This is a genomic window from Ectobacillus funiculus (genome assembly GCF_004138295.1).
Taxonomy (GTDB): domain Bacteria; phylum Bacillota; class Bacilli; order Bacillales; family Bacillaceae_G; genus Ectobacillus; species Ectobacillus funiculus.
This window is the reverse complement of sequence record NZ_SCFM01000088.1, coordinates 1-11191: the sequence shown is the minus strand read 5'-3', so window position 1 is coordinate 11191 and position 11191 is coordinate 1. Positions and strand designations below refer to the sequence as shown.

Sequence of the window (11191 nt, the reverse complement as noted above, 5' to 3'; positions counted from 1 at the left end):
ACATTGACGTTTTGTGTTTTGTTCAGTTTTCAAAGAACTATGTTATCGCTCAATGCGACTTCAATAATTTATCATATCCTAAAAAACATGTCAACAATCTTTTTTGTTTTCTTTGTTTTGTTAGAAGCGATGTTTCTTATAATACTCTTTTCTATATGATTCGTCAATAACCTTTTTAAAAATTATCAACGAATGCTCTCCAATCAAAATAACATATAACTGTTAGCCTCTATTTATCCATTGATAAATCTGGTAGACGTGGGGACAAAACGCCAATTGCCAATTCGAAAGAAACATTCTTTTCATACAAAAACTAATATTACTGAACTACCCATCACCCACTCGCCCACACCCCTTTCCTACAAGAGGGACTTCTGTTGGCCGAAGGAAGGGATGTTCTTGCCTATTATTTGATAAAACCAACGATGACTGGAGTGAAACAGTATTGAATTCATATAGAAAATGGATCGTCATCTTAGTTTTATGCATAACACTTATGTATAAACCCGCTTGTCCATTAGCTTCATATCAGAAGCCACACATGGACACACTTAACATTTGGTCTCTTATGTTAGATAAACCATCCAAAAGTGAGGCTGTTCCTTCTCTGTCTCACCCTCCCTCCGTTTTGTTGGATGTTCCCCTTATATCGCAAATGCCAGAGCTTCCAAGGGGTTGTGAGGTCACAAGTTTAGCTATGCTGCTGCATTATAAGGGAATTCATGTCAATAAGTTAACTTTAGCGAAAGAAATAAAAAAAGATCCTACACCCTATAGAAGGATTGGGCAAACCGTTTATTTTGGAAATCCCAACAGAGGATTTGTTGGAAGCATGACAACTATGTCACGGCCTGGTTTTGGTGTATTTCATGGCCCTGTATATGAATTGGCCAATCGATACTTACAAGGTCGAGCTATCAATATAACTGGATCTTCATTTGAAACGGTGCTGTTTCACCTCGGACAGCAAAAACCAGTATGGATCCTTTCAACAAGCACCTTCGAAAGAGTTCCCGCACGGTATTGGCGAACTTGGCAAACACCGCAAGGTCCAGTCTCTATTACCTATAAGGAACATAGTGCTCTTTTGACTGGGTATGATAATCAATACGTTTATTTCAATGACCCTCTTGCCAATATAAAAAATAGAAGGGTTCCGCTTGCTTCCTTCATCCGCGGCTGGGAACAGTACGGAAGGCAAGCGATTACTTATAAATAGAGAAAGCTCGCTGATTGGCGAGCCGTTAGATGAAGACAGAAGTATAGTTACACTTTATTCTTAAAAATTTCTGCTATACCGAACTCGTTTCTGTTTGAGAATTTATACCTTCTTACAAGTGCGAAAAAAGCGATGCTGAGCATCGCTTTTTAGTTATTCTCTAACAAAAATGAAATACAGTGCGAAAATCACTGCCATTGCATACATAATTGGGTGGACTTCTCTTCCACGTCCTTTTACAGCCATTGTAATTGGATAGAAGATAAAGCCAATTGCAATACCAGTTGCAATGCTGTAGCTAAGAGGCATTGTAATTAATGTGAAGAATGCAGGAACTGCCACTTCGAATTTCTTCCAATCAATTTCACCTAAAGAAGATACCATAAGGATACCAACAATAATAAGAGCTGGAGCAGTTACTGCTGCAGTAACAACACTAAGCAATGGTGAAAATAGAAGTGCTAAAAGGAAGAAGCACGCAGTTACAACTGCTGTAAATCCTGAACGTCCACCAGCTGCTACGCCTGCGGAAGACTCAATATAAGCTGTTGTCGTAGATGTACCAAATACTGCTCCAATTGTTGTTGCAGCTGCATCCGCAAACATAGCCTTACCTGCACGAGGAAGCCTGTTGTCTTTCATCAAGCCAGCTTGATTAGCTACCGCAACTAACGTACCTGCTGTATCAAAGAAATCAATAAAGAAGAATGTTAAAACAACCAAAATCATTTTCGCAGTAAAGATATCACCGATATGCGCTAGTGCTACACCAAATGTTGGTGCAAGACTTGGAACCGCCCCAATTACTTGTTTTGGAGCATCGATTAATCCTGTCGCCACGCCGACAGCAGCTGTGATAACCATACCATAGAACACAGCACCGTTAATCTTCCTTGTCATAAGAATAACTGTTAAAACAACTCCAAAAATCGCAAGTAAAGTAGAACCTTTTGTAAAATCACCTAAACCTACAAGTGTTGCATCATTATTAACAATAATACCTGCACCTTGGAATCCGATAAATGCAATAAACAAACCAATACCTGCAGCAACTGCGTGCTTTAATTCAACAGGAATTGCATTAATGATCTTTTCACGAAGACCTGTAGCTGTTAACACGATAAATACAAGACCAGAAACCAGCGTACCGGCAATAGCAGTTTGCCAAGGAATTCCCATTGTTAAGATAACTGTATAAGCAAAAAATGCATTAATCCCCATACCAGGAGCTAAGGCAATTGGATAACGAGCGAAAATACCCATAATTAAGGAACCCACAGCTGCAGCTAATGCAGTTGCTACAAATACAGCTCCCGGGTCCATACCCATTCCCGCAGGAAGACCCTTAACGCTGCTTAAAGATAAAGTAGCAGGGTTAACAAACAAAATATAAGCCATCGATAAAAACGTCGTTAAGCCGGCAATGAACTCTCTTTTATAATTCGTGCCAAGCTCCTCAAATTGAAAATAGCGTTTCATTACTTTCCCTCCATATTACAAGATGTTTTTTGTATTATTCCCTAAACAGGGCCAACAAAAAATGCCTCCATACTTAGATGGAGGCGTCGAGGACAAAAACAAGAATTTTCGTCCCAGCACCTCGTAGTCTAGCCATTTACGGCGGCTAGGTAGAAACTTTTGGGCCATATCCCCAATATTATACGATGGCTTTTATATATGAATAAAATACCTTACCATTTTACTTTCCGTATAAATTATTGTCAATAAAAAAACGAACATTTATAAATAAATGTTCGTTTTCGTTCGGAATTTATTCCCATTCAATTGTTGCAGGCGGTTTACTTGTAATATCGTACACAATACGGTTTACATGCTTAACTTCATTTACAATCCGCACAGAGATTTTCTCTAATACATCCCAAGGAATACGAGCCCAGTCAGCAGTCATCCCATCAATAGATGTAACCGCGCGAATTCCTACTGTATAATCGTATGTTCTTTCATCTCCCATTACCCCTACACTTTTCATGCCAGGTAACGCTGTGAAATATTGCCAAACTTCACGTTCAAGTCCAGCATTCGTAATTTCTTCACGTAAAATTGCATCGGATTCACGAACAATCTCTAACTTTTCAGCTGTTACTTCACCCAATACACGAATTCCTAGACCAGGACCTGGGAATGGTTGACGCCATACAATCTCATCTGGAATACCAAGCTCCGTACCAAGCGCACGTACTTCATCCTTAAACAATGTTTTTAATGGCTCAATTAATGTAAATTGCATATCTTCAGGAAGACCGCCTACATTGTGATGTGATTTAATTGTTTGTGCAGTTGCCGTTCCACTCTCAATAATATCTGTATACAATGTTCCTTGTGCCAAGAAATCCATTCCTTGCAGTTTGGATGCCTCATCATCGAACACATAGATAAATTCATTTCCGATAATTTTTCGTTTTTGTTCTGGGTCTGTAACACCCACTAACTTGCTTAAGAAGCGTTCCTGTGCATCTACTTTAATTACGTTCATATGGAAGCCTTCGCTGAACGTCTTCATTACACCCTCAGCCTCTCCTTTACGAAGCAAGCCATGGTCTACGAAAATACATGTTAATTGATCACCGATCGCTTTATGAATTAATACCGCTACAACAGAAGAGTCTACACCGCCGCTTAATGCACAGAGTACCTTTTTGTCGCCTACTGTCTCACGAATTTTTTGCAATTCTGTTTCAATAAAGTTACCCATGTTCCAGCCTTCGCTGCAGCCGCAAACCTCAAATACGAAGTTTTTCAACAGATCATTACCGTATTCGGAATGACGAACCTCCGGGTGAAATTGTACGCCATAAAATCCACGCGCTTCATTGCTCATAGCAGCAATCGGGCACGATGCACTCGTTGCATCAACAACAAAGCCCTCCGGCAAGCCCGTTACTAAATCTCCGTGGCTCATCCAAACAACCTGCTCGCTAGGAAGATTGCTGTAAAGCTTGGATTCATTTTTTACTTCTAAAACAGCCTTTCCATACTCACGATGCTCTGCACGCTCTACCTTACCGCCTAAATGTTTTGTCATTAGCTGCATACCGTAGCAAACACCTAAAATTGGTAAACCTAACTCAAAAATCGCTTCATCACAACGGAAAGCTTGATCGCCATATACACTGTTCGGGCCGCCAGAGAAAATGATTCCCTTTGGATTCATTTTTTTAATCTCTTCAGCTGTCAATGTATGTGGATGAAGCTCGCTGTACACACCAAATTCACGAATACGACGCGCAATCAATTGATTATATTGGCTTCCGAAATCTAATACTACGATGAAATCATGCTGTTTACTCAAATTCATCACCTCAACGTTTATTCTGCCTAAGCAGTTTCAAAAACAGTACAAAAAAAGCCAAAATTCTGCCTCAAAATAAGAAAAGGCAGAATTCTAGCTTCCTAAAGAATATACCCGTTCTTTAAAAAAGTAGAATACCTGCCTTCATAGTCGAGTTATATTACGGTAACCCGGTAGAGACTCTCAGCCCATATCGCTGAGTATATATGAAGGTGCTTTTATGTCCTTTTCGATTGTAACAACGAAATATAACCACGGTCAAGAGAGAACTAGCAGAATTCAAGAGAGATTTTAGGCTTTTTCCTAACATTTCCTCGTTTTTCATATGACAATGTTTACCTTTTATAAAAAACTGAGTCGAAAGCGTTTACTCCTTAAAATAAATAAAGAAGACTCGCCGGCTGGAAAGTTCTGCTCCCCGAGCGAAGACAGAGGCGTAGCCCTACTGATACTGTATTCCTAACATTTCTCGCTACGTCGAATTGTCTTCCAGCTAGAAATTTATACTTTCTTACAGTGTAAATTAACCAAACAAAAGAACCATCTTCGTTTTAACGAAGATGGTTCTTTTTGCGAGCAGATATTACATCATGCCGCCCATTCCACCCATGCCGCCCATGCCGCCCATGTCAGGCATTCCAGCACCTTTCTCTTCTGGCTTGTCAGCCACAACAGCTTCTGTTGTTAAGAACATAGCCGCAACGGATGCTGCGTTTTGAAGAGCAGAACGAGTTACTTTTGTAGGGTCAACGATACCAGACTCGATCATGTTCACCCATTCGCCAGTAGCTGCGTTGAAACCTGTTCCAACTGCCGCATGCTTTAAGCGCTCTACTACTACAGATCCTTCTAGACCTGCATTAATTGCGATTTGGCGTACAGGCTCTTCTAAAGCACGAAGAACGATGCTTACACCTGTAGCTTCATCACCAGCTGCATTAATTGCTGCAACCTTGCTGTATACGTTCATCAACGCAGTACCACCGCCTGCTACGATACCTTCTTCTACTGCTGCACGCGTAGAGTTTAAAGCATCTTCAATGCGAAGTTTGCGTTCTTTTAATTCTGTTTCTGTAGCCGCACCAACTTTAATTACCGCTACACCGCCTGCTAGCTTAGCAAGACGCTCTTGTAATTTCTCACGGTCAAATTCAGAAGTAGACTCTTCATGCTGCGCACGAATTTGGTTGATACGCGCTGCAATTGCATCTTGGCTTCCCGCACCTTCAACAATTGTAGTGTTCTCTTTTGTAACAACTACCTTTGCTGCACGTCCTAAAGATGTAATTGTTGCAGATTTTAAATCACGGCCTAATTCTTCAGTGATTACTTCACCGCCTGTTAGGATTGCAACATCCTCTAGCATCGCTTTACGGCGATCACCAAAGCCTGGAGCCTTAACAGCTACTGCATTAAATGTTCCGCGAAGTTTGTTAACTACTAATGTAGCTAATGCTTCACCTTCTACATCCTCAGAGATTAAAAGCAATGGACGACCTTGTTGTACCACTTGCTCTAATACAGGAAGAATCTCTTGAATGCTAGTGATTTTCTTATCTGTAATTAAGATATATGGATTGTCTAAAACAGCTTCCATTTTCTCAGAATCTGTAATCATGTAAGGAGAAGCGTAGCCGCGGTCAAATTGCATACCTTCTACTACATCTAATTCTGTTGTGAAGCCTTTAGATTCTTCTAGTGTAATAACACCATCATTGCCTACACGCTCCATCGCTTCAGCAATCAATTGTCCTACTTCTTCGTCAGCAGCAGAAATCGCAGCTACTTGTGCAATCGAAGATTTGCCTTCAATTGGCTTAGAAATTGCTTTTAATTCGGCAACCGCAGCTGTAACAGCTTTTTCAATTCCTTTGCGAAGACCCATTGGGTTTGCACCAGCTGTTACGTTTTTCAAGCCTTCACGAATCATAGCTTGCGCAAGTACAGTCGCAGTTGTTGTACCGTCACCTGCTACATCATTCGTTTTGCTAGCTACTTCCGCAACAAGCTTTGCACCCATGTTTTCAAATGCATCTTCTAATTCGATTTCTTTTGCAATTGTTACACCGTCATTTGTAATTAGCGGAGAACCGAACTTCTTCTCTAATACAACATTACGTCCTTTTGGGCCAAGTGTAACCTTTACCGCATTTGCAAGAGTATCTACACCGCGAAGCATCGCGCGACGAGCATCTTCACTGAACTTAATATCCTTTGCCATGTTTCATGACCTCCTAATAGTTGTTTAGTAAAAATGTATAAAATTAGCCGATTACCGCTAAAATGTCGCTTTCACGTAAAATTAAGTATTCTGTGCCTTCGTACTTCACTTCAGTACCAGCGTATTTTGAGAAGATAATACGGTCGCCTACAGCTACTTCTAAAGCTACGCGCTCACCGTTTTCAAGAACACGACCTGTGCCGACTGCCACAATTTTTCCCTCTTGCGGCTTTTCTTGTGCAGTACCTGGTAAAACGATACCGCTTGCAGTTTTTTCTTCTGCTTCAACGAGTTCAATCACAACGCGATCACCTAATGGCTTTAGCATGAAAATAACCTCCTCAATAAGTATATAAGTTTTATCTTATTAGCACTCGATATCAACGAGTGCTAACACACTTATTATAATAATGAATCCATTTTTCTTTTGCAAGCAAAAAACTCACAAAATTTGTGAAAACAACCATTGTTTTGCTTATCCTGACCCTCACACAGTATATCCAATCGCTTCGAAAACATTCCCTTCGTGTTCCAACCGTATTCTATGTTACAATGAGACACATACCATAAATTGTTTTCGATACAAAACTCTGTTTTCCTTTTTACAAACGAAAATTTATAGCAAAAAAGGGGTTATGTAATTTGAATAAACGCTACGGCTGGATCATTGTTACATATATTGCAATGCAGCTATCCGGCGCAATCGGACTACCACTTTTAATTAAAACAGGATGGTATAATCAGTATGAACGCGAGGCGAAGCTCCAGATAGCTTCCGGACATTGGGCTATTATCAGCTTTCTCACGGCCCTTCTCATTATTCTATGGCTTTTGAGAAAAGACCGGGGGCAGATTAGCACAAATGACCAAAAATCAAATGCGGCTACAACAGTCGTTTGGATGATAACAGGGGTCTTCTTGGCCTTCTTCGCACAGACGATTGCAGGAATGATTGAAATGAAAGTATTCGGTATTGAACCTGGTTCCGAAAACACAGAACAGCTCATTGAAATTGCAGCTGCCACACCTTGGTTCATTCTTGTAACATCTGTGTTGGCGCCTGTACTCGAGGAAATTGTTTTTAGAAAAATTTTATTTGGAACACTCTATAAACGTTATAACTTTTTGGTTGCGGCAATTATCAGCTCCTTAATCTTCGCTGCCGTTCATTTGGATTTCTCCCATTTACTCATTTATATGTCCATGGGGATTGTGTTTGCCTTTCTATATGTACGAACACAAAGAATTATTGTTCCTATCACAGCTCATGTGATGATGAATACCTTTGTTGTACTTATAAATCTTGTATTTAAAGACGACATAGAGCGAATGATGCAAAAAGCTGAAAAACTGCAAGCATTTATCGGAGGATTTTAATTATGCGAAGCTCACCACTGTTTATGGCCACACTATATTTTGTTCTCGGTTCTGTTTTCACATACTTAGCCGTGACAAGTGTGGAGACTACGATTTGGAACTTTTATACGCTGCTTTTAATTGTTATGGCAACATTCGATTTTGGACTAGCCTTAAGGCTCATCCTTCTGAATATCAGGCTGCGAAAGCTAAAAACGCCTAAAAAATAAAAACGCGGGACATCTGCCGCGTTTTTTTTATTTTGGATAATGCTTGAGGAAGTAGACAAGCGTCTGCAATTCCACTGCCAAATCAATATGATGAATACGAATATGCTCTGGAACATCAATCCGAGCCGGCGTAAAATTCAATATACCTTCTATTGCAGTTTTCGCCAATCGATCTGTTACTGACTGCGCTACATGAGAAGGCACCGTTAAAATTGCTACCTTAATATCATCCGTAAGTCTCTCTTCTAGTTCATCTAGATGATAAACAGGGATATCCGCAATCGTTGACCCGATTTTTCCTGTGTCTACATCAAATGCCATCTGAATCCTTGTATTATTATTTTTCGTGAAATTATAGTTTAAGAAAGCGGTTCCTAAATTCCCAACCCCAATTAAAATAACCCCAATTACATCGTCCTGATCGAGTGTTTGACTAAAAAATGATAAAAGATAATTTACATTATAGCCGTATCCTTTTTTTCCTAATGCGCCAAAATAGGAAAAATCTCTTCGAATCGTAGCGGAATCTACCTTCACTGCCTCACTCAGCTCAGCTGATGAAACACGCTGCTTACCAGAAAGTGATAAATTTTTAATAAACCTGTAGTATAAAGGCAATCGTTTCGCAGTTGCCTGCGGAATCTTCGGCTGCTCCATAGATGTTCCCCCTTCTCGCTTCTCCCTACTCCATTTTATATGTTATTAGAATAAATTTGTAGAAGTTTATTCATCTAAAGCTTTCTTTGTATAATAGAACTAGACTATGTCACTCAATTTAAACTATACACTATTTTTAGTTATATTGAAAAACATAAGTTTTATGTAAGAGAGACGAACTAGAGGTGATTGCATTGATACTACTACAAGTGAATGGATTGGTAAAGCAGTATGGCGCTGATGTAATTCTATCAAATATAAAGCTAGAGGTACAAACACGTGACCGCGTTGCGCTTGTCGGCCGCAACGGTGCGGGTAAATCTACGCTTTTAAAAATCATTGCCGGCGAGCTATCGTATGATGGAGGAGAAATCATCAAGCCAAAGGATGTAACAATGGGATATCTAGCCCAGAATACTGGATTAGAAACTTCCTTAACCATTTGGGAGGAAATGATTACCGTATTCGCTGAGCTGCAAGCAACCGAGCGGGAAATCCGCCGGCTAGAGCAAGAGATGGGACGCGAGGAAGTATTTACTGATGAAACGCGCTACAATAAACTGCTTTCCGATTATGACAGATTACAGCAAACGTATAAAGAAAAGGGAGGCTATCAATATGAAGCAGATATTCGTTCTATATTGAGCGGGCTGGGCTTTCCGATCGAAACGCACGGCACAGTCATCTCTACCTTAAGCGGCGGGCAGAAAACGAGGCTCGCTCTCGGCAAGATGCTGCTTACAAAACCAGATTTACTTATTCTGGATGAACCGACAAACCATCTTGATATTGAGACACTTACATGGTTAGAGCAGTATTTACAGGGCTATCCCGGAGCAATCTTAATTGTTTCACATGATCGCTATTTCTTGGATCGTCTTGTAACACAGGTATACGAAATTTCCAATAAGCAAAGTAAAAAATTCACAGGAAATTATAGTAAATATTTAGAAGAAAAAGCTGCCTCCTATGAACTGGAGATGAAACGCTATGAAAAGCAGCAGGAAGAAGTATCAAAAATACAGGATTTCATCCAACGAAATATCGCTCGTGCTTCTACAACCAAACGGGCGCAAAGCAGACGAAAACAGCTTGAACGAATGGACTTAATGGAAAGACCTCTCGGCGATGAAAAATCGGCTTCCTTTCACTTTGATATTGACCGGCAAAGCGGAAATGATGTGCTAAAGGTGAAAGATTTAAAAATAGGATATGCAAACGAAGCCATCGCTCAGCATATTCATATGCATCTTACACGAGGGGACAGCATCGCTCTTGTTGGACCGAACGGAATTGGAAAATCAACGCTTCTAAAATCCATTATCGAACGGCTGAAGCCGCTGCAAGGAACGATTTCCTTTGGTTCAAATGTTACGGTTGGCTACTATGATCAGGAACAAGCAAACTTGACCTCCTCCAAACGTGTTCTGGATGAGCTATGGGATGAATTTCCGCTAAAACCGGAAAAAGAAATTCGTACAGTTCTCGGCAACTTTTTATTTTCTGGAGATGATGTATTAAAGCCCGTCTCTTCGTTAAGCGGTGGCGAAAAGGCTCGTGTCGCCCTCGCTAAACTTATGATGCAAAGATCAAACTTTCTAATCTTGGATGAGCCGACAAACCATCTGGATTTAAATAGTAAAGAAATATTAGAGAATGCCTTAATCGATTTTCCTGGCACCCTTTTATTTGTTTCCCATGACCGTTATTTTATCAATCGTGTAGCTACAAAGGTGATTGAGCTGTCAAGGGAGGGCTCAGAGGAGTATCTAGGTGACTATGACTATTATGTACAAAAGAAAGCGGAAATGTTAGAGCGGGCACAACTACAGCAAGAGGAACAAAGGCAGCCAGCTAAGGTTGAGCAAACAGTAGAAAAACGAACCTATCTTGAGGATAAAGAGCGAAAAAAGCTGGAGCGACAACGAGTCCGGAAGATTGAAGAGCTTGAGGCACGCATTATGGAGTGGGAAGAGCAAATTGCAGCATTAGAAGAAAAGCTCTGTCTTCCCGAGGTGTTTCAAGATTATGAACAGGTTCAGCAAATCAATGCAGAAAAGCAAGCCCTGCAAGAGCAGCTTGAGCTTGATATGGCCGAGTGGGAGAACCTACAAGAATAAGTTTAGACGGTGTCCTGCCAAGAACCAACATGACCCAGTCATAATAAAAAAGTCAGTGCTTCACTGACTTTTTTATTA

The 11191-nt window shown here is 40.4% G+C and carries 9 protein-coding genes and 2 riboswitches; of the genes, 4 read left to right on the top strand and 5 right to left on the bottom strand.

What is annotated here, in order from left to right; all coding sequences use genetic code 11:
* The first annotated feature begins 541 nt into the window (after positions 1 to 541).
* Complete coding sequence (locus tag EP737_RS24280; protein ID WP_165350914.1) at positions 542 to 1219, top strand: C39 family peptidase; 678 nt, start codon at positions 542 to 544, stop codon at positions 1217 to 1219.
* A 153-nt stretch (positions 1220 to 1372) separates the two neighbouring features.
* On the opposite strand, the gene EP737_RS24275 is transcribed toward EP737_RS24280, so the two are convergent.
* From EP737_RS24275 to groES, 4 genes are all read right to left on the bottom strand, one after another.
* Positions 1373 to 2698 (bottom strand): NCS2 family permease, encoded by a 1326-nt coding sequence (locus tag EP737_RS24275; protein WP_129731863.1) that lies wholly within the window; start codon positions 2696 to 2698, stop codon positions 1373 to 1375.
* Positions 2699 to 2802: 104 nt separating this feature from the next.
* Positions 2803 to 2904: riboswitch (purine riboswitch) on the bottom strand.
* Between the two features lie 86 nt (positions 2905 to 2990).
* Positions 2991 to 4529 (bottom strand): glutamine-hydrolyzing GMP synthase, encoded by a 1539-nt coding sequence (gene guaA, locus EP737_RS24270; RefSeq protein WP_165350913.1) that lies wholly within the window; start codon positions 4527 to 4529, stop codon positions 2991 to 2993.
* A gap of 127 nt (positions 4530 to 4656) precedes the next feature.
* A riboswitch (purine riboswitch) is annotated at positions 4657 to 4759 on the bottom strand.
* 353 nt (positions 4760 to 5112) lie between these two features.
* A complete protein-coding gene (gene groL, locus EP737_RS24265; RefSeq protein ID WP_129731859.1) occupies positions 5113 to 6750 on the bottom strand; it encodes a chaperonin GroEL in 1638 nt (545 codons plus the stop codon).
* 43 nt (positions 6751 to 6793) lie between these two features.
* Complete coding sequence (gene groES / locus EP737_RS24260; RefSeq protein WP_129731857.1) at positions 6794 to 7078, bottom strand: co-chaperone GroES; 285 nt, start codon at positions 7076 to 7078, stop codon at positions 6794 to 6796.
* Between the two features lie 314 nt (positions 7079 to 7392).
* On the opposite strand from groES, the gene EP737_RS24255 reads away from it, so the two are divergent.
* Entirely contained in the window at positions 7393 to 8127 is a 735-nt protein-coding gene (locus EP737_RS24255) for a CPBP family intramembrane glutamic endopeptidase (protein WP_129731855.1), read from the top strand.
* A gap of 2 nt (positions 8128 to 8129) precedes the next feature.
* Entirely contained in the window at positions 8130 to 8336 is a 207-nt protein-coding gene (locus EP737_RS24250; protein ID WP_129731853.1) for a YdiK family protein, read from the top strand.
* A 27-nt stretch (positions 8337 to 8363) separates the two neighbouring features.
* Here EP737_RS24250 and EP737_RS24245 read toward each other — a convergent pair whose 3' ends face one another.
* On the bottom strand, positions 8364 to 8993 hold the full coding sequence (locus tag EP737_RS24245; RefSeq protein WP_129731851.1) for a redox-sensing transcriptional repressor Rex: 630 nt from the start codon (positions 8991 to 8993) through the stop codon (positions 8364 to 8366).
* 194 nt (positions 8994 to 9187) lie between these two features.
* Here EP737_RS24245 and EP737_RS24240 point away from each other — a divergent pair, with 194 nt between their 5' ends.
* Positions 9188 to 11113, top strand: a complete 1926-nt coding sequence (locus tag EP737_RS24240) for an ABC-F family ATP-binding cassette domain-containing protein (protein ID WP_129731849.1) — start codon at positions 9188 to 9190, stop codon at positions 11111 to 11113.
* Positions 11114 to 11191: the final 78 nt, after the last annotated feature.